Annotated in this window: 24 protein-coding genes; 17 read left to right on the top strand and 7 right to left on the bottom strand. The window is 65.6% G+C overall.

Translation table 11 applies throughout. The features are described 5' to 3' along the window. The first annotated feature begins 107 nt into the window (after positions 1–107). Genes ACFYOW_RS29880 through ACFYOW_RS29870 form a run of 3 tightly spaced genes read left to right on the top strand, consistent with a single transcriptional unit; the run spans position 108 to position 1,989 of the window. On the top strand, positions 108–542 hold the full coding sequence (locus ACFYOW_RS29880; protein WP_387293414.1) for a universal stress protein: 435 nt from the start codon (positions 108–110) through the stop codon (positions 540–542). 55 nt (positions 543–597) lie between these two features. After that, positions 598–1,095, top strand: coding sequence for a DoxX family protein (locus tag ACFYOW_RS29875; RefSeq protein WP_387293413.1), 498 nt, complete (start codon positions 598–600; stop codon positions 1,093–1,095). A gap of 42 nt (positions 1,096–1,137) precedes the next feature. Continuing rightward, entirely contained in the window at positions 1,138–1,989 is an 852-nt protein-coding gene (locus ACFYOW_RS29870; RefSeq protein WP_387293412.1) for a GNAT family N-acetyltransferase, read from the top strand. Here ACFYOW_RS29870 and ACFYOW_RS29865 read toward each other — a convergent pair. Continuing rightward, positions 1,986–3,236: a KasA/KasB family beta-ketoacyl-ACP synthase gene (locus ACFYOW_RS29865; RefSeq protein ID WP_387293411.1), complete on the bottom strand. Its 1,251-nt coding sequence runs from the start codon at positions 3,234–3,236 to the stop codon at positions 1,986–1,988. The two genes, ACFYOW_RS29870 and ACFYOW_RS29865, sit on opposite strands and share 4 nt — an antisense overlap. A 453-nt stretch (positions 3,237–3,689) precedes the next feature. Between ACFYOW_RS29865 and ACFYOW_RS29860 the strand changes: the two genes are divergently transcribed. After that, on the top strand, positions 3,690–4,397 hold the full coding sequence (locus ACFYOW_RS29860) for a hypothetical protein (protein WP_387293410.1): 708 nt from the start codon (positions 3,690–3,692) through the stop codon (positions 4,395–4,397). A gap of 9 nt (positions 4,398–4,406) precedes the next feature. Here ACFYOW_RS29860 and ACFYOW_RS29855 read toward each other — a convergent pair whose 3' ends face one another. Both ACFYOW_RS29855 and ACFYOW_RS29850 read right to left on the bottom strand, forming a co-directional pair. After that, positions 4,407–5,129 (bottom strand): uracil-DNA glycosylase, encoded by a 723-nt coding sequence (locus ACFYOW_RS29855; protein WP_387293409.1) that lies wholly within the window; start codon positions 5,127–5,129, stop codon positions 4,407–4,409. 19 nt (positions 5,130–5,148) lie between these two features. Continuing rightward, positions 5,149–6,438: a M20 family metallopeptidase gene (locus ACFYOW_RS29850; protein ID WP_387293408.1), complete on the bottom strand. Its 1,290-nt coding sequence runs from the start codon at positions 6,436–6,438 to the stop codon at positions 5,149–5,151. A gap of 241 nt (positions 6,439–6,679) precedes the next feature. On the opposite strand from ACFYOW_RS29850, the gene ACFYOW_RS29845 reads away from it, so the two are divergent. The 7 genes from ACFYOW_RS29845 (at position 6,680) to ACFYOW_RS29815 (ending at position 14,841) form a co-directional block, all read left to right on the top strand. Further along, positions 6,680–7,123 (top strand): GyrI-like domain-containing protein, encoded by a 444-nt coding sequence (locus ACFYOW_RS29845; RefSeq protein ID WP_040695392.1) that lies wholly within the window; start codon positions 6,680–6,682, stop codon positions 7,121–7,123. Beyond that, entirely contained in the window at positions 7,120–7,554 is a 435-nt protein-coding gene (locus ACFYOW_RS29840; protein ID WP_063036732.1) for an effector binding domain-containing protein, read from the top strand. Before ACFYOW_RS29845 ends, ACFYOW_RS29840 begins: the two co-directional genes overlap by 4 nt. Before the next feature lie 256 nt (positions 7,555–7,810). After that, positions 7,811–8,575: a hypothetical protein gene (locus tag ACFYOW_RS29835; RefSeq protein WP_387293407.1), complete on the top strand. Its 765-nt coding sequence runs from the start codon at positions 7,811–7,813 to the stop codon at positions 8,573–8,575. Continuing rightward, positions 8,572–10,719 carry an Rv1355c family protein gene (locus ACFYOW_RS29830; RefSeq protein ID WP_387293406.1) on the top strand — a complete coding sequence of 716 codons (2,148 nt, stop codon included), beginning with the start codon at positions 8,572–8,574 and terminating at the stop codon, positions 10,717–10,719. The genes ACFYOW_RS29835 and ACFYOW_RS29830 overlap by 4 nt, the downstream gene beginning before the upstream one ends. Positions 10,720–10,762: 43 nt before the next feature. Then, entirely contained in the window at positions 10,763–12,604 is a 1,842-nt protein-coding gene (locus tag ACFYOW_RS29825) for a putative bifunctional diguanylate cyclase/phosphodiesterase (protein ID WP_387293530.1), read from the top strand. A 127-nt stretch (positions 12,605–12,731) separates the two neighbouring features. After that, a complete protein-coding gene (locus tag ACFYOW_RS29820) occupies positions 12,732–13,859 on the top strand; it encodes a glycosyltransferase (protein WP_387293405.1) in 1,128 nt (375 codons plus the stop codon). A 103-nt stretch (positions 13,860–13,962) separates the two neighbouring features. After that, positions 13,963–14,841, top strand: a complete 879-nt coding sequence (locus ACFYOW_RS29815) for an SDR family oxidoreductase (RefSeq protein ID WP_387293404.1) — start codon at positions 13,963–13,965, stop codon at positions 14,839–14,841. On the opposite strand, the gene soxR is transcribed toward ACFYOW_RS29815, so the two are convergent. Beyond that, positions 14,810–15,295 (bottom strand): redox-sensitive transcriptional activator SoxR, encoded by a 486-nt coding sequence (soxR, locus tag ACFYOW_RS29810; RefSeq protein WP_040695381.1) that lies wholly within the window; start codon positions 15,293–15,295, stop codon positions 14,810–14,812. The genes ACFYOW_RS29815 and soxR overlap by 32 nt on opposite strands. A gap of 109 nt (positions 15,296–15,404) precedes the next feature. On the opposite strand from soxR, the gene arcA reads away from it, so the two are divergent. Together arcA and ACFYOW_RS29800 are read left to right on the top strand one after the other, a co-directional pair. After that, positions 15,405–16,703, top strand: coding sequence for an arginine deiminase (gene arcA / locus ACFYOW_RS29805; protein ID WP_387293403.1), 1,299 nt, complete (start codon positions 15,405–15,407; stop codon positions 16,701–16,703). Positions 16,704–16,710: 7 nt separating this feature from the next. After that, complete coding sequence (locus ACFYOW_RS29800; protein WP_387293402.1) at positions 16,711–17,070, top strand: GntR family transcriptional regulator; 360 nt, start codon at positions 16,711–16,713, stop codon at positions 17,068–17,070. A 3-nt stretch (positions 17,071–17,073) separates the two neighbouring features. On the opposite strand, the gene ACFYOW_RS29795 is transcribed toward ACFYOW_RS29800, so the two are convergent. Beyond that, the gene (locus tag ACFYOW_RS29795; protein ID WP_387293401.1) at positions 17,074–18,675 is read right to left on the bottom strand and encodes a dolichyl-phosphate-mannose--protein mannosyltransferase; all 1,602 of its coding nucleotides are present in this window, start codon (positions 18,673–18,675) and stop codon (positions 17,074–17,076) included. A 233-nt stretch (positions 18,676–18,908) separates the two neighbouring features. On the opposite strand from ACFYOW_RS29795, the gene rsmI reads away from it, so the two are divergent. Together rsmI and ACFYOW_RS29785 are read left to right on the top strand one after the other, a co-directional pair. Continuing rightward, a complete protein-coding gene (gene rsmI / locus ACFYOW_RS29790; RefSeq protein ID WP_387293400.1) occupies positions 18,909–19,766 on the top strand; it encodes a 16S rRNA (cytidine(1402)-2'-O)-methyltransferase in 858 nt (285 codons plus the stop codon). Positions 19,767–19,853: 87 nt separating this feature from the next. Next, positions 19,854–20,606, top strand: a complete 753-nt coding sequence (locus ACFYOW_RS29785) for an isocitrate lyase/phosphoenolpyruvate mutase family protein (protein ID WP_387293399.1) — start codon at positions 19,854–19,856, stop codon at positions 20,604–20,606. Between the two features lie 212 nt (positions 20,607–20,818). On the opposite strand, the gene metG is transcribed toward ACFYOW_RS29785, so the two are convergent. Next, positions 20,819–22,378, bottom strand: coding sequence for a methionine--tRNA ligase (gene metG, locus ACFYOW_RS29780; RefSeq protein WP_387293398.1), 1,560 nt, complete (start codon positions 22,376–22,378; stop codon positions 20,819–20,821). Further along, positions 22,375–22,563 (bottom strand): hypothetical protein, encoded by a 189-nt coding sequence (locus tag ACFYOW_RS29775; protein ID WP_387293397.1) that lies wholly within the window; start codon positions 22,561–22,563, stop codon positions 22,375–22,377. Before ACFYOW_RS29775 ends, metG begins: the two co-directional genes overlap by 4 nt. A gap of 104 nt (positions 22,564–22,667) precedes the next feature. Between ACFYOW_RS29775 and ACFYOW_RS29770 the strand changes: the two genes are divergently transcribed. Together ACFYOW_RS29770 and ACFYOW_RS29765 are read left to right on the top strand one after the other, a co-directional pair. Beyond that, on the top strand, positions 22,668–23,495 hold the full coding sequence (locus ACFYOW_RS29770; protein ID WP_387293396.1) for a TatD family hydrolase: 828 nt from the start codon (positions 22,668–22,670) through the stop codon (positions 23,493–23,495). A 205-nt stretch (positions 23,496–23,700) separates the two neighbouring features. After that, on the top strand, positions 23,701–24,828 hold the full coding sequence (locus tag ACFYOW_RS29765) for a transglycosylase family protein (protein ID WP_387293395.1): 1,128 nt from the start codon (positions 23,701–23,703) through the stop codon (positions 24,826–24,828). The last annotated feature ends 12 nt before the right edge of the window (positions 24,829–24,840 follow it).

The raw sequence follows: 24,840 nt of genomic DNA, 5'->3' as shown, positions 1-24,840 counted from the left end.
CTCACGATAGTTCGCCGACCGTCTGCCGAACCACCTTCTGGAGTCGGATTCGGACCACCGCCCGTGGTCGGATAGCGCGCCGCCGGACCGAGGATCACACTGGAAGTGTGTTCCAGCGGATCGTGGTGGGATACGACGACTCGCCCGGCGCCAGGGAAGCTCTGCGGATGGCACTCGAGTTGGCCGCCGCGAATAAGTCCGTGCTCACCGTGGTCGCGGTGGAGGAGCATCGGCCGCACTATGGACCGGTGATCGGGGAAATCGAGGAGGAGCTCTCGGTCGAGGAGGTGGCCAGCCGCCGCTGGCTCGCCGCGGCTGCCGAGACGGCCGCCGAGCGCGGCATAGCTATTGCAGCCGAAATCCGAGCCGGGCACCCCGCGCATGAACTCGCCGTCGCCGCCACACACCACGAGGCGGATCTGCTGGTCCTGGGCCGCAGTGGTCATTCGGCGATCTGGGGTCGATTCATCGGAGCGACCGCCGAGAAGGCCGCCCGGCACGCCGACTGCTCGGTCCTCATTGCTCAGGACGGCCACAAGTGAATCTAATGTGCTTGGCGCGCAATGTATTACGGTCTTACGGGCGGAGGCTCAGCGTATGTCCCAGCTCGGTACCTGGTCGACTCGACTGGCCACGACGAACGCACCCGCGTCGATTGTCCTGATCCGCCTGTTCGTCGGCGTGATCTTCCTGTCCGAAGGCATCCAGAAGTTCGTCTATCCCGATACCCTCGGCGTCGGCCGATTCGACAGGGTCGGCATCCCGGCACCCGGATTCGTCGCACCGGTCGACGGTGTCTTCGAAACCGCCTGCGGAGGATTGATCCTCGTTGGACTGCTGACACGGGCTGCGGCAGTCCCGATGATCGTCGACATGATCGGTGCGCTGCTGATCACCAAACTGCCACTGCTCTGGGGCGATGCGGCACTGTTCCCAGGCAAGTCCGGATGGTGGGCCTTCCTGCACGAGTCCCGCACCGATCTCGCGCAACTGTGTGGGAGCGCATTCCTACTCATCGTCGGTGCCGGAACATTTTCCCTGGATGCCGAGCTCGTTCGTGTCAACAAGCGACACGCCGAACCCGCCCGGCGGTAAAAGCAGGTGAATCCGGTGCTACCGACAAGGTAGGAATGCCTCATGCCGACTGAATTCGCCCCGGGTTTGTTCGCCGGACAGGACCTCGCCGCGCGGGTCGAGCACGCCGAACGCACGCTGATCGAGGAGGGCGCTCGCGCGGCCGCCCGTCGCGACCCACAGCAGCGAGTGCTGGTGCGCCCCATCGGCGGTGGCCTTGCGGTGTGGGCGGGCCCGGGTTCACCGCTCGACAAGGTGGTCGGCATCGGCATGAACGGCGCTGCCTTCGCTGACGCCGAGTTGGAAGCGGTCGAACAGGCCTTCGCCGAGCGGGAGGCGCCGGTCCAGATCGAGGTCTCCACGCTGGCCGATCCGGCCGTTGTCGAACGCCTGACGCGCCGCGGCTACGTGCTGTTCGGATTCGAGAACGTACTGGGCCTACGGCTCGAGCCGGGGCGGCAGGCGCAACCGGCCGGGGATATCGAGATCCGCGATGTCGGGCACGACGAATTCGAGACCTGGGTGAACGTCGTCGTCGACGGCTTCGCCACGCCGGACACCCAGGGTGTCGCCTCGCACGAGGAATTCCCGCGCGAGGCCATCGAGCGCGCCGAGCGGGACCTCACCGCGACGAGCGGTTTCGTCGGCTCGCTCGCCATGATCGACGGTAAGCCCGCCGGCGGCGCGAGCCTGCGCCTCAGCGACGGCGTAGCCCAATTATGCGGTGCGGCAACCCTTCCCGAATTCCGGCGCCGCGGCGTGCAGGGCGCACTGCTGTCGATGCGCCTCGCCGCCGCGGCGGCCGCCGGTTGCGACCTCGCGGTGGTTACCACCCTGCCGGGTTCGAAGTCGCAGCAGAACGTGCAGAAGCTGGGTTTCCAGCTGCTCTATCCGCGTGCCATTCTCGTCCGCTAGTACCGGCCGAAGGCCAGTGCGACATTGTGCCCGCCGAAACCGAACGAGTTGTTGATCGCGTACTCGATCTCCTGGTTGCGCGCCTCGCCGTGCACCACATCCAGATCGATTTCGGGATCGAGGTTGTCCAGGTTCAGGGTCGGCGGCACGACGCCGTCGCGGATGCTGAGCACGGTCAGAATCGATTCCAGTGCGCCCACCGCGCCGATCGAATGTCCCAATGCCGACTTCGGCGCGTACACCGAAGCGTGGTTGCCCACGGCCTTGTTGATCGCGTTCGCCTCGGCGGTGTCACCGATGGGGGTCGCGGTCGCGTGCGCGTTGATGTGGGTGATGTCCTTCGGGGTGAGACCTGCGATCTGCATGGCCTTGGTCATCGCTCGTGCCGCGCCGTCGCCATCGGGGGCGGGAGCGACCAAATGGTAACCGTCGGAAGTGATTCCGGCACCGAGCAGGCGCGCGTGGATGGTCGCGCCGCGAGCCTTGGCGTGCTCCTCGGTCTCGAGGACCATCAGCGCACCGGCCTCACCGAAGACGAAACCGTCACGATCCTTGTCGAACGGACGCGAGGCGCCCTTCGGGTCGTCGTTGCGGGTACTCATCGCGCGCATCATGGTGAAGGCCGCGATCGGGAGTACGTCGATGTATCCCTCGACCCCGCCGGTGACGACCATATCGGCGTCACCCATCGCAATCATGCGCCACGCGTTGACAATCGCTTCCGACCCGGACGAGCACGCCGAAACCGGCGTGATCACGCCTGCCTTGGCCTTCAATTCGAGACCGACGACCGCCGACGGGCCGTTCGGCATGATCATCTGCACGGCCAGTGGCGAAATCTTGCGGTAGCCACCGTTCTTCAGCTTGTTGTTCGCATCGGTGATCGCATCGGCGCCGCCGAGCCCGGTGCCGATGGCCACACCGAGCCGCTCGGGATCCACTTCCGGACTGCCCGCATTGCGCCAAACCTCGCGTCCGAGAACCGTCGCGAGCTGTTCCACATAGGCCATCCGACGCTGTTCGACCCGCGTCAGCAGGGTTTCGGGGCGAACCTTCAGGTGACCGCCGATGCGGACGGGGAGGTCGTACTCCTCGATGAAGGGATCCTCCAGCACGTCGATCCCGCTCTCGCCGTTGAGGAGTCCCTTCCAGGTCGCGTCGACATCACCCGCGATGGAGGTGGTCGCCGCGAGACTCGTCACGACGACATTCGGGAATCGCCCGTCGGTAGCAAAGAGGTTTCGCACGAGAATCGCTCCTGGTTTCTCTTCCGATAACGCGGTTTTCGGTGTCCTGGCGAGTGCCTTAGCTGAAGTGGACAGGCGTTCGACAGGCTACGGCGGCCGGACATCGTTGTCGTGCGGCATCGTCGCAGGCGTTCTACTATGCCGCCGCATGCACCGAAATGCACTGCTGAGCTGGTATTTTCGCTGGACATCGTTCCCGGAAGAGCATACCGGCGCGGATTGATCACGGTATGCCCGTCGTTACTAACCTTCGGCCCGGCGCTTGTGGGAAACCTCCAAAGTCGCAGGAACCGCGTTCATCCGCGGGTCGTTCGGGCGTAGTTTGCTGGTCCATTGACCGGTTCTCTCCGGCCCATTCTGTCGCCTTACCGGCGCATCTATGCAATCTTGTTATTGCACAACGGCATTGAAAGGGTCGCCCCAGCGGCACCGGTGAAGGGGTGTGGCGAGAGCATGGTGTCGTCGAACACAGCCGAGTCCGGCGGCAATGCCGCCGCGCAGAGTTCACCCACCCCGCCGGCTGCCATCCCCCGGCACGTCAGCAGGCGCGTGAGTCGCTCAGCCGATCCGCTGTGGCCGGGCATGCTGCCGCCCGGACCCGCACCACGTGTCCTCCCGCCGACGCGCCCACACCGTCGGAAGCGGCGTCCGCCGCGTCGGCCCTGGCTGGTCGGCAGTGCCGCGATCTTCGGGACGCTGGCGGCGGTGGCATTGGTGCTCGTGTACACCGCCGAGGCGAGTAATACCAGGCAGTCGACGGCCACGATGACCGATCGAGTGCTCGGCGGCGGACCGAACTGCGAGCCGACGCGCACCGAACAGCTGGTGCGCGGCAACGGAACCGGGTCGATCGAATCCGGGCCGGATGTGATCCTGGCCTTCCAATATGCCTACTACGTGACCCGCTCGGCCTCGGATGCCCGGGCACTGACAACAGCGGATGCGGCGGTGTCCTCGGTCGCATTGATCGACGCGGGCATCAAATCTATTCCGGCCGGCACCCAGCATTGCGTCATGATCACCCCGATGCTCGACGGTCGCTTCGACGTCTTCATCACCGAGTTCCGACTAGATGCGACCGTGCGCACCTATCGACAGTTCGTCACCGTCGCGCCCCACGAGGGCAGCACCGTCATTACCAAGATCACCGCGCCGTCCTGAGTCCTGCGCTCAGCTCCGGCGGCCAGGAAGGCCCGCAGCGGTCGCCGCAGCGGCCAGCACTGTTTCGAGCATGTCGGGAGTGAGCCGACCGGTGAAGGTGTTCTGCTGGCTGACGTGGTAGCAGCCGAACAGATGCAGCGGCGCATGATCATCGACGGTCGGCGGCAGCACAACGTGAGCGCCGTGCCCGAATTTGGGGCGCGGACGCGGCACGGTCCAGCCGGAGGCGGCAAGTACCGGAAGCAGTGCCTGCCAGCCGAACGCGCCGAGTACGACCACCGCACGCAATGTCGGGGCGAGCAGGCCCAATTCGGTCTTCAACCAGTGACTGCAGCGGTCCCGCTCGTCGGGCGTCGGTTTATTGTCGGGCGGCGCGCAGTGCACCGGCGCGGTGACCCGAGCGCCGATCAGCCGCAGTCCGTCATCGCGGTGCACCGCCGTGGGTTGATTGGTCAACCCGACGTTGTACATGGCGGCGTAGAGGAAATCGCCGCTGCGGTCGCCGGTGAACATTCGCCCGGTCCTGTTGCCGCCGTGGGCGGCTGGGGCGAGCCCGACGATCAGCAACCGGGCGTGATCCGGACCGTAGCCGGGAACCGCCCTGCCCCAATAGGTTTCGTCACGGTACGCGGCGCGCTTTTCCCTGGCCGCTCGTTCCCGCCAGGCGACCAGCCGCGGGCAGGCGAAGCAATCCGCGACCGCGGCATCGAGTTCGGCGATGGTCTCGCACACGATCACATGGTGCCGCAGGTCATTGCGGCGCCAGTAGGCCGGTCAGGTGGTCATGTGCGACGTGCGCGTGCAATCGCACGCCGGTGACCAGCGGGCCGTCGTCGGCATAGAAGTGCGGATTGTGATTCATCGCCATACCGCGGCCACCCGGAATCGGCACGGGCATACCCGTTTTCGGGTCGATTTCCGAATCCTGCACACCGAGGGTCACATAGAGACCACCGTACTTGTTGACGAATTCGGAGACATCGTCATAGCCGAGCGTCGGAATCGTCGGGGTGACCTTATCGGCCCCGGCGACGCGCTGGAATGTCGGCAGCGCGGCGGCGATCCACTCCTCGGTGTTGTGCACGGCGGGCACGTCCTGCAGGTATTCGACTGTCGCCGAACAGTTGTAGGCCTGCGCCGAATGCGCGGCGAGGGTGTCAAGGCGCTTCTGGATATCGCCCATATCGGTCTCGACCGCGCAGCGGATGGTGCCCCACAGCGTCACGGTCTGCCCGATTATATTGAACCGGCCAACATCCTGCACGTGGCCGATGCTGACGGTGCACGGATCGAATGCGCTGACCTGCCGGTACAACTGGCCGATGCCGGTGATGACGGCGCCAGCGGCGGGCATCGGGTCCACGCCCATCCACGGTGTGGACCCGTGTACCTGCTGTCCGGTGATGGTGATCTTCGCCAGACAGGAGGCGCCGAACTGATTGCCGATGCGATATCCGATGTAGCCCTTGGGATATGGCGTGACATGGAAGCCGAACGCCATGGTCGGCGACGGATCGTCCAGTGCGCCCTCGTCGATCATCTGCTTCGCACCGCCCTTTTCGTCGACCGGCGGGCCCTCCTCGGCGGGTTGGAAGACCAAGAGCACGGTGCCCGGCAGCCGGTCGCGCACGCCGGTCAGTACCGAGGCGGCACCCATCAGCATCGCGGTGTGGCAGTCGTGGCCGCAGGCGTGCGAGACCGGGAACGGTCCGCCGGGATAGTCGTTGTCCACGACCTTCGATGCGTAATCGGCACCGCACAGGTCGGGTACCGGCAGTGCGTCGATATCGGCGCGCAGTGCGATCGTCCGGTCGCCGCCCATGCCGCCGCGCAGTACGCCGACGATGCCGTTTCCGGCGATGCCGGTGCGCACCTCGTCCAGATTCAGCGAGCGCAGATGATCGGCGATGAGTGCGGCGGTATTCGACTCCCGGTTGGACAACTCGGGATGCTGGTGCAGATGGTGCCGCCACTCGATGACCTGATCGGCCACTTGTGCCGCGCGCCTGTCCAATTCGTCATACATCGCGCCTGCAGTCATCTGAACTCCGTTCGTCGTGTCGGGATGCCACACGCTCGGCGATAGACGAAGCGATCCTGTCCACTATGCATCGATAGCCGCTGGTTTGCGTACAGGTCGCACGACCAGTTCGAGGCGGCGGGGAGGTGTGCATAACGACCCGGACATGTGAGCCGGACCACGCGGTCGAGTTGATAGCATGGCCTTTCTGGCCGACCGGATGCGGGCAACGCCCCCGGGTTCACCTCGAAAGAGTCTTTCCATGCAGTTTGAAATCGTCGAGCGAGACGAGACGTGGGTTGCCGGGCTCCCGGTGCGCAGCCCGAAACGTGCGCTCGGGGAACTGCGGGACCACGACCTCGAGGCCGCGTGGGCGGCGGTACTGCATCAGGAACTCGGCGGTCAACTGGCCAGCGCCTACACCGACTACTCCGGTGAACTCGGCACCTACAACACTCAGATCGTCGGCTATGAGTGCGTATCCTTCGGCGAGGTCACCCGCGGCCACCTGGTGGCGCGGCTACCGCGCGGCACCTATGCCAGGTTCTCGTCGGTCGGTAACTTTCCGCAGGTGATGACGGACCTGTGGACGCAGATCGCCTATGCCGAGGAACACAACCAGATAAAACGCACGTATACCGGCGATTTCGAGTGTTATCCGCACGCTTACAAGATCGATCTCTACCTGGCGGTCGAGGCGCGATGACATACGCGATCGTGGTGCGCCGCGAGGCCATCTACGGCGGTCTGGTGGTGCCGCGGGTACGTCCGAGCTTCAAGGTCAGCAATAGCGACCTGATCGAATTCCTCAAGGATCGGCTGCGTGACCGCGCGGGCGACGACCAGCCTATGTACACGGTGTACGTGCCGGATCCGGCCGGTAACTACAACGCCGTCGTGTGTTTCGAATACTCCGATCCGAGTGCGGTTCCGGTCGGTGACGTACTCGTCAAGGTGCCCAAGGGTGTCTACGCTCGGTTCGAGCCGAACGGGGATTATCACGATCCGGTCGAGGATGTGTGGGCCCAGGTCGATGATGCGACGGCATCTGCCGAGATCACCCGTGCGTACCGGGAGGAAATCGAGATCTGGCGTGGGCCGGAGTCGGTCGAACTGTTCATCTCCATCCTGGTTTGAGATTGCCGCACATTAGCTGCGTCAGTACCGACTGGTCTCCACGATCTATTCGATGGCATGTTCGAGTGGTCTGACCTGCGGTAATTTGGGGACGGACAATAAGTTTTCGGAAGATTAACCAGATATCTGGTCAATTCTTGTCGTATGACGGATACTGCCCTAGGCAAACTCAACCGATCGGCGAGTCGTCTGGCGAGTCGGTCAGGCCGGCTCGATGACCGTGCAGATGTGCGGTAGCAAACGGAGTAGGAACACCATGACTGTCGAAACAATCGCAGTCGGCCCGGGAGGCACGCGCGATGCCGAGGTGTTGCGGTTTCGCGACATGCATTCCGGATATGTCTTTCATGTCGCCACTCCGCAGGCTCATCCTGATCTGTGGCGTCGTTATCTGCGCGGTGCGCTGCAGGTTTACCGGCATTACGGCGTTGATCACGCTTTGGAATACGACAGCGTTGTCGACGGCCGTTCGACGTCGTTGTTCTTCGCCGCCGTGGATCCGTCCGGCGCGGTCGTCGCGGGATTGCGGGCGCAGGGGCCCTACGGTGCGGCCGACGAAGTGCACGCACTGCGCGCCTGGGCCGGTCGACCCGGTGCCGCCGAGTTGCGCGCGATGGTTGCCGATCGGATACCAGAAGGTGTGGTCGAGGTGAAAGCCGTCTGGGTCTCCCGAGCGGCCGAGCATCGTGCCGCGCTCGCGGCAGCGGTCTCCCGCTGTGTCGTGCACGCCGCCCGGCTGCTCGATGCCAGATTCGCTTTCGCCACCACTGCCACGCGAAATATCGGTCTGTACCGCACGAGTGGTGGGTATGTCGCCGATCGGATACCGGCGGTGCCCTATCCTGACGACCGCTATCGGACCATTCCGATGTGGTGGGATGCCCGGACATATCGGTCATTAGCCACCAAATTGCAGAGTTCGTTGACTGCGCTGGAGCGTGCGGCACTCGATGCCTGGTTGTCGCCGCACGGCCGAGCGCCCTCGGGTGGATCAGGGATCGGAGGATTGGCGCAGGCATGAACGGTGAGCTCACCGCGGACCACCGCCCGCTGATTCTCGATGAAAATGCCACAGACGACGCCCGGATCCTCGTGCAATTACGGAAATCGCCGCAGGTCCGCATTCTCGACCTGCGTGATGTGCTGCGCGCCGAGCTCGCCAAGGTGCGTCGGCCGCCTGCGGACCTCGGTGGGCCAGAAACCGACCGATGGGTCTATTACCCTTGGCGGCGCACACTCGTCGGATTGCCCGGTGAAAAGACATTTCGGGCAATTCGCTTGGACCGCAACCAGAACAAGCTCACCCGCGCCGAACAGGAACGTTGCGCCGGTCTCGCGATCGGGGTCGTCGGACAGAGCGTCGGGCACGCGGTTGCTTACACATTGGCACTGGAAGGCACCTGCGGCCTATTGCGCCTGGCCGATTTCGACGATATCGAGCTGTCGAATCTGAATCGGGTGCCCGGCGGGATCTTCGATATCGGTGTGAACAAATCCATCGTGACCGCGCGCCGGATCGCCGAACTCGATCCGTACCTGCCGGTCGAGGTCGCCACCGCGGGCGTGGACGAGGACACCGTCGACGCATTCCTGCACGGGCTGTCGCTGGTTGTCGAGGAATGCGATTCGCTCGATATCAAGTTCGCTGTCCGGGAAGGTGCACGCCGACACCGCCTTCCGCTATTGATGGATACCAGCGATCGCGGCCTGCTCGACGTCGAGCGCTATGACCTGGAACCGGACCGTCCGACGTTCCACGGTCTGCTCGGCGCGACCGTCGGCGCGGATCTGCGCGGGTTGTCCACCAAAGACAAGGCGCCGCACGTCATGCGGATTCTCGACCCCAAGGAGCTATCGGCGCGGATGGCGGCGAGTCTGGTCGAGATCGACCAAACCGTGACGACCTGGCCGCAACTCGGCGGTGACGTACAGCTGGGCGCGGCCATCGTCGCGGCGGCGGTGCGCCGGGTCGGGCTCGGACAGAAGCTGTCCTCGGGTCGGACCCGGTTCGATCTGGAGCGTGGTCTCGACGAGCTGGCCGAACCGGAGCCGGTGTGCGAGAAGGTGTCCGACGAGTTTCCGGTGCCCGAAGTCGGTGTACCGGATCCGGACGGGTCCGCCGTCGAGAAGGTCCTCGAATCCGCGCAGCGGGCGCCGTCGGGCGGCAATACCCAACCGTGGTACCTGCGCGTCGATGGCGACGAGCTACGCATCGATCTCGTCCGAACCCGCTCGTCGGCAATGGATATCGGCTATCGCGCCAGCGCGGTATCGATCGGCGCGGCGCTCTACAACGCCCGTGCCGCGGCCGCCGCGCACGGCATACTCGGCGCGCACGAGTTCATCGAGAACGACTCCACCCCGTTTTCCGTGGTGCTACATCTCGGCAACGGCACCGATTCCGCACTGGCCGCGGACTATCCGGCCACGCTGACCCGCGAGACGAATCGACACCTCGGCGCGGGCGTGCCGCTGGCCGATCATATCCTGCCTGCCCTGGACGCGGCCGCCACCGATGCGGTGGTCCATGCCATCACCGCCCCCGATGAGCTCGCCGCCGCGGCCGCGCTACTCGGCGAATCCGATCGCATTCGCTATCTGACCCCGCGCCTGCATCAGGAGATGTTCGGCGAACTGCGCTGGCCCGGCGAGGATCCGCGCACCGGGATCGATATCCGGAGTATGGAATTGGCCGCCGACGAGCAGGCCAAAATCCGAATCGGGGAGCGCTCGGATGTGATGGATCGGCTGCGCGAATGGTCCGGCGGGACCGCGCTCGGCGAATACAGCCGCGATCGCGTGCTGTCGAGTTCGGCGCTGGTCGCGATAACTTTTCCGCGTCGATCCGGAGCAGAGTCGGTATCACTTGCCGACTACGCCCGCGGCGGCACGGCCGTGCAGCGGGTCTGGATCGCGGCGCAACGGCTCGGTCTTGCGGTGCAACCGGTCTCGCCCGTGTTCCTTTATGCGCGGCACCCCGACGAGCTGAAAGGGATTTCACCGGATTTCGCGGATACACTTACGACACTTCAGGGCCGTTTCCTGGACCTGCTGGGAGTGCCAGGGCATGAGATCATGGCATTGGTGCTTCGCCTGAGTTATGCGGCAGCAGCCACGGTCCGCAGCAGGCGGCTTCCAGTGCCGGGCGCGGGCAACCGCAGCTAGCGCGATCGGAGATAGGGTGCCTCGGCGAACGCTCGACTCATTGGTGACTCAGGTCGCCTCCGAGTTGATGGGCGTCGACGCCACGACGATGGTGGCGGCGAGTGAACGCGTGCTGGCCAGACTGGTCGAGCATTTCGATGTCGACTTCAGCTACCTCCGCCATACCGATAGAGAGCAGCGGGCGACCGTGCTCATCGCGGAGTGGCCGCACCGTGGTGACATACCGGATCCGGACCCGCTGAAGATCGTGCATTTCGAGCACGCCGACTCGGTATTCCGGGAATTGGAACACGCCACCGAGCCGATCATTGTGCGGCCGTCCCAACAATCCGCCGATTATCAGGAGACGATCCGGCGTTCGTCGGGTATTCCGCAGGTCGCGATGGCCGCGGTGCCGCTGTTGTCGCGCGGCGAGTCGACCGGCGTGCTGGGATTCATCAAACAGGGCGATCGCGACTGGAGCACCCGGGAACTGAACGTGCTCAAGGCGATCGCCGCACTATTCGCCCAGTTGCAGGCGCGCGTCGTGGCCGAGGAACGATTGCGATATATCGCACTGCACGACGATCTGACCGGGTTGGCCAACCGGCGGGCGCTGCTCGAACATATGGAGGAGCGGCTCAGACAGGGCAGTCCCGGCCCGGTGGCCGCCTTCTTCCTCGATCTCGACCGGCTCAAAGCGCTCAACGATTTTCTCGGACATACCGCGGGGGACAACTTCATTCGCACGCTCTCCTCGCGACTGCGGGAGAATCTCGATTCCAATGACATGATCGCCCGACTCGGCGGCGACGAATTCGTCATCGTGCCTGCCAAACCGATGGATGCGGTGGCGGCCGAATTGGAGGCGACGCGGATTCAGCAGCTTATCGGACGGCGGGTGACCGTCGGCGGGGAATCGGTCAGCCGCGGCGCCAGCGTCGGTGTCGCGGTGGGTATTCCGGGGGAGACCACGGTCGCGGATGTGCTGCGCCGGGCCGATCACGCACTGCTGTCGGCGAAATCGGGCGGCGGCAACGGTGTCGCGGTCTTCACCGACGCCATGCGCGCGCAGTTCGAACTGCAGGACGATGTGGAGCTGAATCTGCGCGGCGCGGTCTCGGACGGCTCGCTGCTGCTGCACTATCAGCCCGAGGTCGATCTGCGCACCGGTCGGGTGGTGGCGCTCGAGGCGCTGGTGCGCTGGTTGCATCCGACCAGGGGGCTGCTGCCGCCCGGTGCGTTCGTCACGGTCGCCGAGGCCACCAATCTCGCGGGTGAGCTGGGGCGCTGGGTGATTCGCTCGGCGTGTGCGCAATTCGCCGAATGGCGCAGGCGGGGGCTGGCGGCGAATGTGGTGATGCGGATAAATGTTTCGCCGGTTCAGCTGGTCAGCCTGGATTTCGTGGAGCGGATCGAGGATATTCTGCGGCTGTTCGGGATCGACGGCAGTTCGGTCTGCCTGGAGATCACCGAACATGTGGTCGTGCAGGATCTGGCGCGCACCCAGGTCACGCTGCGCGGACTCAAGCGAATGGGTGTGCAGATCGCCATCGACGATTTCGGCACCGGATACAGCTCACTGTCGCATCTGAAGGCGCTTCCGGTCGACGCGGTGAAGATCGACCGCGGCTTCGTGCAGCGCCTCGGCGCGAGCACCGACGATCTGGCGATCGTGAAATCCATTATCGGGTTGGCCGGGTCCTTCGGGCTCGGTGTGGTCGGGGAAGGCGTCGAGACGCCGGTGGCCGCGCGGACCCTGGTCGGGCTGGGTTGCTATCGGGCGCAAGGGTTTCTGATCGCGCGGCCGATGCCCGCCGACGAGGTCGAGGCGCATCTGGCCGTCGGGCGCATCCCGCTGGATCTCGATCTGCCCAGGGCGGGCCGGGGTACCACGCGCGCGTGACCGGCCTCGGTCCCGCGTGTCGGACTGCTGCGCCGTCGCACCCGTTAGCAGGTTCTTTCACGGGTGTTCATGCGGTGTTGGGCGCACCGGTTCCGGGGGGAACCCGATTCGCTGCACGATCGGCGATGTGCGCATCGTGCAGCTGGCGAACTTCTACGGTCCGCGGTCGGGTGGGCTGCGCACCGCTTTGCACCACCTGGGCGAGGGGTACGTGGCCGCCGGGCACGAGGTTGTGCTGATCGTGCCCGGACCGCGCCGGGCCGAGGAGATCTTGCCGACCGGTGCGGTGCGGATCACCCTGCCGGCCCTGGCGATTCCGTGGACCGGCGGTTATCGGGCGGCGGATCCGCGCCGAGTGGCCGATGTGCTTGCCGGGTTGCGGCCGCACGTGCTCGAGGTGTCGGACCGGCTGACGCTGCGAGGATTCGGACGCTGGGCCCGCACCCGCGACGTGGCGAGCGTAATGATCTCGCACGAGCGCCTGGACCGACTACTCGGCCAGGTCATGCCTGGCTCGGTGGCGCGCCGATGCGCCGATATCGCGAATCGGCGCACCGCGGACGACTACGACATCGTGGTCTGCACAACGGAATTCGCGCGCGCGGAGTTCCTGCGCATCGACGCGCCCAATGTCGAACTGGTGCCGCTCGGGGTGGATCTGGAGCTGTTCAGCCCGCTCCGCCGTGACTACCGCCTGCGCGCCGATCTCGGCGTGCCGGGACATCCGCTGCTTGTGCACTGCGGCAGATTGTCGGTGGAGAAGCGGGTCGATCGCAGCATTGAAGCCATCGGCGCACTGCGCAAGGCGGGGATAGAGGCCAGGCTGGTCGTGGCGGGGGAGGGACCGCGGCGCGAAGCCCTGGAGCGTCGGGCTCGTTCTTTGCCGACGTTGACCGGCGGTCTGCCTGCGGTGCACTTCACCGGATTCATCACCGACCGAGCAATGGTGGCGAAACTACTGGCGACCGCCGATGTTTCGCTGGCACCGGGACCGCACGAAACCTTCGGACTCGCCGCATTGGAGGCATTGGCCGCAGGTACGCCGGTCGTCGCCAGCCGATCCTCGGCGCTCGCCGATATCGTCACCGCCGAATGCGGCGCCGTCGCCGACGATCGCCCCTCCGCCTTCGCCCAGGCCGTCACCGATGTGCTCGCGATGCCCACCGCCGGTCGCCGGAAGGCGGCGCGCAGCCGGGCTGAGCAGTTCACTTGGCCGCGGGCGGTGGCAGGGATGCTTGCGGTGCTCGGGCGCTGACCTGCCGTCCCGATTCGAACTCCGCGACCCGCTTCGGCCGTATGAACGTCGGAACGTGATCGGTGCCGCGTACCCTGCGTGCAACCGATTGGGGATATTCGAGATGGGATCCGGTGTGCTTGGCTTTGGGCGCAGGAAAACAGTGCGGGATGCGAAGGTGCTGGTCACCGGGGCGGCGAGCGGGATAGGCCGGGCGACCGCCCTGGCGTGCGCGGCCGGGGGTGCCGAACTGGTGCTGACCGATATCAATGCCGAGGGCCTCGAGGATACGGTTCGCACCATCAAGGAGGCGGGTGGCACCGTGCTCACCGCGCGTGCCCTGGATATCACCGACTACGACGCGGTCACCGCCTTCGCCACCGACGTGCACGCCGAATTCGGCAGCCTCGATATCGTCATGAATATCGCGGGCACCTCCACCTGGGGCACCGTCGAGAACCTCGAGCACCGGCATTGGCGCAAGATGGTGGAGGTCAACCTGATGGGCCCCATCCATGTGATCGAGAACTTCGTGCCGCCGATGGTTCGGGCGAAACGCGGTGGGGCACTGGTGAATGTCTCCTCGGCGGCCGGAATCCTCGCGCTGCCGTGGCATGCCGCCTACAGTGCGGGCAAATTCGGCATCCGCGGCGTTTCCGAAGTGCTGCGATTCGACTTACGGCACCACGACATTTCGGTGCATCTGGTGGTGCCCGGCGCGGTGAACACACCATTGGTGCAGAGTGTCGAGCTGGTCGGAGTGGACAAGGAAAACCCGAGGATCAAGCGACTCACCACCGCGTTCACCAAGCATGCCGCCTCGCCGGAATATGTTGCGGCGGCGATCCTGCGCGGTATAGAGCGCAATCGGTTCCTCGTCTACACCTCCTTCGATATCCGCTTCGGCTATTGGTGGGCGCGCAAATTCGCCTACCCCTACGAATTCGTGATTCGCCGCACCAGCGATCGGTTCAACAGGCTGCTGGCTTCGATGGGCAGTTGAGCGTCACATCGAGTACGCGGGCGCCCGGCCCCTGTTCGCCGAGGCGGTCGTGTTCGTTGACCAGTCGACAGCTGCCGAGCGACAGGCAGCCGCAGCCGATGCATCCGGTCAGGTTGTCGCGCAGGCGAGTCAGCTGGGTGATGCGGTCGTCGAGGTCGGCCTGCCACGCGGTGGACAGGGTCTCCCAGTCGCGCCGGGTCGGGGTGCGGCCTTCGGGGAGTTTGTCCAGTGCGGCGCGGATTTCGCTCAATGGAATGCCGACCCGCTGGGAGATGCGGATGAAGGCGACGCGGCGCAGCGTTTCGCGGGCGTATCTGCGTTGATTTCCACTTGTGCGACGACTCGAAATGAGACCCTCGCGTTCGTAGAAGTGCAACGCGGAGACCGCTACTCCGCTACGCTCGGACAGCTGCCCGGGGGTCAGCTCCTTCGCTCGCCAATCGGTTGTCGACATCGCGCTCCTCCATTCACCTAAACCATACTTCAGGTTAGGGTGTGCTGGGGTCGGAATCGGAGACACCCAATTGCGTGCTCTTACGCCCTCGGCGAACTACGGTCGGATCATGGGAGCAGACGCGGTGCGGGCGGGGCACGATGGCGGTGCGGACGATGAGTTGGACGGTGTCGGCGATCCGGGCGGTCGGCTGGCGGTCAGCTCGGAGGTCGGGACCCTGCGCACGGTGCTGCTGCACCGGCCAGGCGATGAATTGCGGCGGCTGACACCGCGCAATAACGATCAATTGCTCTTCGACGGCATTCCCTGGGTCGAGCGGGCCCAGCAGGAGCACGACATCTTCTCCGGGGTGCTGCGCGAACGCGGCGTCGAGGTGCTGCTGCTCGCCGATCTGCTCGCCGAAACCCTCTCGGTCAGCGGGGCGGCCCGCATCCAGGGCATCTCCGGCGCGGTCGACGCACGCAAACTCGGACATATGCTGGCCGACGAGCTCGCGGCCTTCCTGCGCGGCGTCCGGGCCAGGGATCTGGCCAACATCCTGATGGCCGGGATGACCTTCGGCGAACTGCCCTTCGAGGGCGACAACACCTCGCTGGTGCGGCGCATGCACCACGGTGCGGATTTCGTCATCGATCCGCTGCCGAATCTGCTGTTCACCAGGGATTCGTCATTCTGGGTCGGTCCGAGGGTGGCGATCACCTCGCTCGCCCTGCCCGCCCGGATTCGCGAGACCTCGCTGACCGATCTCATCTACGCATTCCATCCGCGCTTCCTCGGCGTGCGACGGGCCTACGAATCGCATACCGCGCCGATCGAGGGCGGTGACGTGCTGTTGCTCGCGCCCGGCGTGGTCGCGGTCGGGGTCGGTGAGCGCACCTCGCCCGCGGGCGCGGAAGCGTTGGCGCGCAGCCTGTTCGACGACGATCTGGCCCACACGGTGCTGGTCGTCCCGATAGCCCAGAGTCGCGCGACCATGCACCTGGACACGGTGTGCACCATGGTCGACACCGATGCCGTCGTGATGTATCCGGCGGTCCGGGATTCGCTGTGCGCGTTCACGATTCATCGCGAGGACGATTACGGCGGACGCAACGATCAAGCCAGGGTGAGCATGCGCGGCCCCGATCCGTTCCTGCCCGCCGCCGCGGATGCGATGGGCATCGGCAAGCTGCGGGTCATCGATACCGGGCTCGATGTGGTCACCGCCGAACGCGAGCAGTGGGACGACGGCAACAACACGCTGGCGCTCGCGCCCGGCGTGGTCGTCGCATACGAGCGCAACGATATGACCAATGCGCGGCTCGAGGATGCGGGCATCGAGGTGCTGCGCATCCCGGGCTCCGAATTGGGTTCCGGCCGTGGCGGACCGCGGTGCATGTCCTGCCCGCTGTCCCGAGATGACGTGTGAGCGTGCGATGTTCACCATTACCGTGACCCATGATTCGTCGATTCCGCCCTACGAGCAGCTGCGGCTGGGTGTCATCGCGCAGGTGCGCTCGGGGGAGTTGACCGCGGGAACGAAGATCCCGACGGTGCGAGCGCTGGCCGCGCAACTCGGGCTGGCGCCGAATACGGTCGCCCGTGCCTATCGGGAACTCGAGGCCGACGGGGTCGTCGAAACCCGGGGCAGGCAAGGATCTTTCATCGCGTCCTCGGGTGACCCGACCAAGGATCTGGCAGGGCGCGCCGCGACCGACTACGTCGCCACCATTCGACGGCTCGGTCTCGATGACGAGGCGGCCCTGAAGTACGTCAAGACGGCGCTGGAGAGTTAGTCCTCAGCGCCAACTGGGCAGCCAGAGATGGTCGTGCCAGTTGCCGGGCGTAATCGGCAGCGCGGTCAGAATCGGCCAGAGCCAGATGAAATTGGCGATCACCAAGCCGAGGTAGATGCAGACCGCGAGCAGTCCGAGACTGCGCCGTTCACTCGGCACCGCGGGCAGATAGGTGCCGGCCGGACTTCGCGGTATGTGCACCGATCGGGCCGGGCCGAGAATATCGCCGCACACCAGCGCGATGCCCATCACCAGGAACGGGGCCAGCGGCACGGCGTAGAAGTAGTACATCTGCCGATCGAGGGTGAAGAACCAGGGAATGAGTCCGGCGCCGTATCCGGTCAGCACCGCCGCATAGCGCCAGTCCCGACGGACCACGGTGCGCCACAGCATCCAGCCCAACACCGGGAATGCGATCCACCAGATCGCCGGGGTGCCGATCAGCATCACGGCCTTGACGCACTGGGTTTGACCGCACCCGGTGACGCCGCTGTCGGCGTAGTAGTAGAGCATCGGCCGCAGCCCCATCGGCCAGGTCCACGGCTTGGATTCCCAGGGGTGATGGTTACCGGCCGAATTGGTCAGCCCCTCGTGGAACCGCAGCGTTTCGCCGCTGTAGTACCACAGCGAGCGCAGCGCATTCGGCAGCCACGACCACCGACCGTCGCGACCGACCTGATTGCCGACCGCATACCGGAACACACCGTCCTCACTGGCGAACCAGGCCCAGTAGCTGGCCAGATACACCCCGAGCGGAATCAGCACCAACGAGTACAGCGCGGGCCCGACATCACGCACGGCCGTGCCGATCCAGGGCCGCCGCACACCGTAGGCGCGCCGCGCGGACACGTCGAAATAGACGCTCATGAGCCCGAACGCGAGGATGAAGTACATCCCGGACCACTTTGTGCCGCAGGACAGTCCGAGCAGTACACCGGCGCCGAAGCGCCACCAGCGCACTCCTAGTCGCGGACCCCATTCGCTCGCATCGATCCGACCCTCGTAGTCCGCCTTGGCGATTCGGGCGCGCACCTCGTCGCGGTCCACGATCAGACAGCCGAATGCGGCGGTGACCAGCACCCCCATGAAGATGTCGAGCATGCCGATGCGCGAGGAGACGAAGGTGAGTCCGTCGGCGATCAGCAGAATGCCCGCGATCGCGCCGACCATGGTGGACCGCGCCATCCGGCGCACGATCCGGATGACCAGCAGCACCAGGATCGTGCCCGCCAGTGCCGCACTGAATCGCCAACCCCAGCCGTTGTAGCCGAACATCCACTCGCCCACCGCGATCAGCTGTTTGCCGATCGGGGGATGCACCACCAACCCGTATGCGGGATTGTCTTCGACGCCGCCGCCGGTGAGGATCTGCCAGGCCTGTGGCGCGTAATGCTTCTCGTCGAAGACCGGGGTGTAGGCGTCGGTCGGATAGTCCAGCAGGATGAACCGCGTCAACGCCGCGATCGCGGTGAGTATCGCGGTGACCACCCACCCCTGGAGCTTGTCGAGCGGCCCGAAGTCGGGCGATGGACGCAGGGGCGCGGGGCTCGACCAAGAGGGCACGGCCCCGGCTACGGTCGCGCGCTGGTCGGTCACCTGGGTCACGCCCCGATCGTATGCTGTGCGCGCCACCGTGACCCGCACCGGTGAGCGCGCCGCCGCGCGAATCACACCCTGAGCTGCATTCACGGATTTTTCCATGAGTGCCGCCATTCGATGCGGAGCTCCACGGGGTGCGGCGCAGAGGGGATTGTAGGGCGGTGGCAGTCCGCGGCGTGGTCGGCGGCATCGGGCCGATACGCTGCCTTGGGACTACTCGGTCCAGGGAAAGGAGCGCGGTGGCGGACCAGGTGGGGCGATTGGTGCTCGCGGCGACGCCGATGGGCGAGATCGGCGACGCCTCACAGCGGCTACGCGAGGCGCTCGGATCCGCCGAGATCATCGCGGCCGAGGACACCCGACGCACCCGCTCACTCGCCAAGGCCTTGGAGGTGGAGATCACCGGGCGGGTTCTGCGGTTCGACGACCACGTGGAATCCGCCAAGATTCCGGCACTGCTCGATGAGATCGAGGGGGGCAGCACGGTGCTGCTGGTGACCGATGCTGGCATGCCGTCGGTGAGCGATCCGGGGTATCGCATGGTGGTGGCCTGTGTCGAGCGTCAGCTGCCGGTCACCTGCCTGCCGGGACCGTCGGCGGTGACCACCGCACTGGCACTGTCCGCGCTCCCGGTGGAACGCTTCTGCTTCGACGGGTTCGCGCCGCGCAAATCCGGCCAGCGTCGAGAGTGGTTGCGCACCTTGCTTACCGAGCCGCGCGCCTGCGTGTTCTTCGAGGCGCCGCACCGGCTCGCCGACTGCCTGGCCGACGCCGTCGAGGTGCTCGGTCCGGACCGGCGGGCTGCGGTCTGCCGGGAACTGACCAAGACCTACGAGCAGGTCGTGCGCGGAACCCTCGGCGAACTAGCCGCTTGGGCGGTCGATGGGGCGCGCGGTGAAATCACCGTCGTCCTCGAAGGCGCACAACCCATCGCGGCCGATCCCGCCGACCTGGTCGACGAGGTCGAATCGCTGACCGCCGAAGGTATTCGCCTCAAGGACGCCTGCGCCCAGGTGGCCGCCGAGACCGGCGTTTCCCGTCGTGAACTGTACGACGCGGTGCTGACGGCCCGCCGCAACGGCGGTGACAGTTCCTAGCGTGACTCGCCATCGCCGACACTCCCGGGCGGCCGGATGGGGAGTGTCATAGTGCTATCGATCACGGGCGCGACGATGATCGGTGTCATGACCTCTTTGGAAAGCAAGGCGAAGGCGTTTCTCGAATTGCATGTCCCGGGCGATCCCGGTGTCTTTCCGACGGTGTGGGATGCGTGGTCGGCGAATGTCGCTGTCGCGGCGGGATTTTCGGCGCTCACCCTCGGTAGTCATCCGGTCGCCGATTCGGTCGGACGCAGCGATAAGGAAGGGATGACATTCGCGGAGCTGTTGACCCGCGTCCGGCAGATCACCGGCGCGGTCGATGTTCCGGTCTCCGTCGATATCGAATCCGGTTACGGCCTCGAGCCCGCCCAGTTGATCGAGGGACTGCTGGATGCGGGTGCGATCGGCCTCAATGTCGAGGACACGGTGCACAGCGAGGGCGGCCGGTTGCGCACGCCCGAGGAGCACGCCGATTTCGTGCATGGTTTGCGGCAATTCGCCGACGCGGCCGGCGTACATGTGGTCATCAATGCGCGCACCGACCTGTTCATGCGCGAGGACGGTGACGCGAGCGACCGCGTCGATCGTGCCATCGCGCGCCTGCGGCTGGCCGCCGCGGCGGGTGCGGATTCGCTGTTCCCGGCCGGCCGGCACTCCGATACCGATATGCGCAGGCTGACCAGCGAATTGCCGCTGCCCATCAGTGCTGTCGGGCTGCCAGATAAGTCGGATAAGGCCGTCTTCGCCGAGCAGGGCGTTGGCCGCATCACCTTCGGCCCCATGCTGCAGTGGGCGCTGACCGCCGAGATCAATCGGCTGCTCGACCGCTGGAAGTAGCCTTCCCGGGCGATCCGGCTGAACCTGAAGCGCTACCGCTTTATCGAGCGGTAGCGCCTCAGTAAGGCGGTGATCTTCGCGTAATCGGCGGCGCCATTGAGCTCGGTCAGCAGATCGTCCGGGCACAGCTGGTAGTGGTCACCCTAGTAGCGGCGCGTCTTGTTTATCCCAGATGCGGTAGCCGCCTCGTGCTACGTATCGCCTTCGGCCGACTACTTCTTCGGCTCCACGTAACGCGGGTAGACCGCTTCGGGCTCCGGGAGCGGGGTGCCGGGGACCAGCGGGGTCGCGATATCGGCGAATGCGCGGTTCTGGCTTGCCAGCAGATCGAGGATCTTGCCAGCGGATTCGGGCATCACCGGTTGCACCAGAATCGCCACGATGCGCAGCAGTTCGATGGTCACATACAGCACCGTCGCCTCGCGGGCCAGCGACTCCTCGGTGCCGGTCTTGGCCAGCGCCCACGGCGCCTCCGCGGAGAAGTAGCGGTTGGCCTCACCGAGCGTCAGCCAGATCGCCTCGAGTGCCAAATGCATTTGCTGGGCATCGAATTCGGTGCGGCAGCGCTCCAGCAGCCCGTTGGCGCGGTCGAGCAGGGCGCGATCGGCCTCGGTGAATTCGCCCGGCGTCGGCACCACACCGCCGCAGTCGCGGGCGACCAGCTTCAGGCTGCGCTGCACCAGATTGCCGAATTCATTGGCCAGATCGGTATTGATCCGCCCGACGATCGCCTCGTGGCTGTAGCTGCCGTCTTGGCCGTAGGAGATCTCGCGCAGCAGGAAGAAGCGCACCGCGTCCACGCCGTACTCGTCGACCAGCGCCAGCGGGTCGACCACATTGCCGACCGACTTGGACATCTTCTCGCCCTTGTTGTACAGGAACCCGTGCACGAAAACGCGTTTCGGCAACTCGATCCCGGCCGACATCAGGAACGCGGGCCAGTACACGGTGTGGAACCGGGTGATGTCCTTACCGATGATGTGCACATCGGCAGGCCAGAACCGCTGGAACGCAACGGATTCCGTATCCGGGAAGCCGACGCCGGTGATGTAGTTGGTGAGCGCGTCCACCCATACGTACATCACGTGATCGGGATGTCCGGGCACCGGCACGCCCCAGTCGAAGGTGGTGCGTGAAATGGACAGGTCCTTCAGACCCGCTTTCACATAACTCACCATCTCGTTGCGAGCCGTTGCGGGCGCGATGAATTCGGGATGTTCGTCGTAGAGCGCGAGCAGCTTGTCCTGGTAGTTCGACAGCCGGAAGAAGTAGTTCGACTCCTCGGTCCAGGTGACCGGCGTCTTCGATTCGGTCGAGATCCGGGTGCCGTCCTCGAGCAGCGTCGTTTCTTCCTCGGTGTAGAACGCCTCGTCGCGCACGGAGTACCAACCCGAGTAGTTGTCCAGGTAGATATCGCCGTTGGCGAGCATCCGCTCCCAGATCGCCGCGCTGGCCACCTGGTGGTCGTCATCGGTGGTGCGGATGAAGCGGTCGTAGGAGATGTCGAGCGTCTTGTCCATCGCCTCGAACACATCCGAGTTGCGCGCCGCGAGTTCCTCCACCGGCACCCCCTCGGCCACCGCGGTCTGCTGCATCTTCTGCCCGTGCTCATCGGTGCCGGTCATGAAGAAGACGTCATAACCGTCGAGCCGCTTGAAGCGGGCGAGGGCGTCGGACGAGATGTACTCGTACGCATGCCCGATGTGCGGCGCACCGTTCGGGTATGCGATGGCCGTTGTGATGTAGAAGGCGGGGCGGTCAGCTGCGCTCATGCCTGCGCCTCGCTGACGCTCGGCTCCGGCATGACCGCAAATGCGGCTGCGCCTTCGGCTCGCTCGCTCCGCTCCCTCGCGGCCTGCGCCTCGCTGACGCTCGGCGCCTGCGCCTCGCTGACGCTCGGCTCCGGCATGACCGCACTGGCGGCTGTGTTGATTGATCGCTCGCTTCGCTCGCTCATGGTGCATCTACTGTAATGCGCGTGGATTCCGACGCTCACCTGAATATCCCTGGAGGCGATTACCGCCGTGACGCGCCCGTGTTCGGGTCCGCCGGAGTTCGCCGATGAGCGCCAAACGGGCCGCGCCCGAGCTGCCGGAACCGCTCGCGCCGCTGGTCGACGCGCATACGCATCTGGATGCCTGCGGGGCGACCGATGCGGAGTCGACGGCGGTGATCGTGGATCGCGCGGCCTCGGTCGGGGTCGGCCAGGTGGTCACCGTCGCCGATGATCTGGCCGCGGCGCAGTGGGCCGTACAGGCCGCGAACTGGGATCGGCGAGTGTTCGCCGCCGTGGCGCTGCATCCGACGCGGGCGAATGCGCTCGACGATGCGGCCAAGGCCGAACTGGAGCGGTTGGCCGCCGACCCGCGCGTGGTCGCGATCGGCGAAACCGGCCTGGATTACTTCTGGCCGGGCAAGTTGGAGGGCTGCGCCGCTATCGAGGATCAGGTCGAGGGCTTCCGCTGGCATATCGACCTGGCCAAACGTCTGCGCAAACCGCTGATGATCCACAACCGCGAGGCCGACCACGATCTGCTGACGGTATTGCTGGACGAGGGCGCTCCGGAAACCGTGATCTTCCATTGCTTTTCCTCGGACACCAACATGGCGATGTCGTGTGTGGCCGAGGGGTACATCCTCAGCTTCTCCGGCACGGTGAGTTTCAAGAACGCGCACGAATTGCACGAGGCCGCCAAGGTCGTGCCCGATGACCAGATCTTGGTCGAAACAGATGCGCCATATCTCACGCCGCATCCATTCCGTGGCGCACCCAACGAATCGTATTGCCTTCCCTACACCGTGCGCGCCCTAGCGGAATTGCGCGACCAGGATCCGGTGACCCTCGCCGAAATCACCACCGCCAACGCCCGCCGTATCTACGGCATCTGAATTCGAGATCAGGCGGAATCGCGAGCGGCTCGCAATTTCACCTGATCTTGTTTCACATTTGGGCCGGTAAGTGTGTCCTAGGTCACTTCGGTCGGCACGTTTTGTGATTTACCTGCGGCGTCGATATTCGTTTGTGATATTGATACCCGCCGCTCGTAACACTACGGTTGTAGACCGCTGACCCCTTCGTTATCGTACTGTGACCATGTCTCCATTCACGAGGATCAACCAGTCCCGCTCGCCGCTGCTGTACGCGGCGGTTGCGGCGTTGCTGGTGACGCTGATCGTCGGTGCCGCGATGGCAATCGTGAACCGTAAGACGGTCACGGTCGTCGTGGACGGTGAGCAGATGACCCAGACCACCATGTCGCGCAACGTCAGCGGGGTGTTGAAGGCCGCGGGGTTCGACGTGAACGACCGCGACCTGGTCCGGCCCGCGCTGGCCGCGGCGATCACCGATGGCGCGACCATCACCTACAACCGGGCACGCGAGGTCGCGATATCGCTGGACGGCAAGCCCGAAAAGGTGTGGTCGACCGGTCTGACCGCGGGCGATGTGGTGGACCAGCTGCACCTGCCCCGCGAGGTATTCGTTTCCCCGGCCCGCAACGAGAAGCTGCCGCTCGAGGGCGCCGCGCTGCAGATCGCCAGCCCGCGCGCGGTATCGCTGCTCGACGGCATCGGCAATCCGGTCGATGTTCGACTGGCCGCGCCGACCGTCGGTGAGTTCCTCACCGCGGCGGGCATTCCGCTGATCGAGCAGGATACCGTCGAGCCTGCGGCGACCACGCCGCTCACCGATGGGCTGCGGATCGTGGTGACCCGCCAGCGCGTCGAGAACAAGGTCGAGACGGTGCCGCTGGATCCGCCGGAGAATGTGATCGAGGATCCGACCCTGAACATGAGCCGGACCGTGGTGGAGAGTCAGGGTGCGCCCGGCGTGCAGGATGTGACGTTCGCGGTCACCATGGTCAACGGCCAGGAGGTCAGTCGGCGGCCGATCGCTTCCAATGTGAAGGTGACGGCTCAGCCGAAGACCGTCCGCAAGGGGGCCAAGCCCGGTACCGAGGTGCCGCCGGTGCGTGACGGCGATATCTGGGATGCGCTGGCCCGCTGCGAGTCCACTGGTAACTGGGGCATCAACACCGGCAACGGCTACTTCGGCGGCATTCAATTCGACCAGGGCACCTGGGAACGTCAGGGCGGTCTCAAGTACGCCCCGCGCGCCGACCTGGCCACCCGCGAAGAACAGATCGCCATTGCCGAAGTCACCCGCGCCCGCCAGGGTTGGGGCGCCTGGCCCGCCTGCACGAGTCGCCTGGGCATCGGCTGATCACAGCGGGCG

It is taken from the genome of Nocardia sp. NPDC006982 (assembly GCF_042869435.1).
In the GTDB taxonomy this organism is placed as follows: domain Bacteria; phylum Actinomycetota; class Actinomycetes; order Mycobacteriales; family Mycobacteriaceae; genus Nocardia.
Note: the sequence above shows the minus strand (reverse complement) of the source record. Positions and strands in the feature narration are given on the sequence as shown.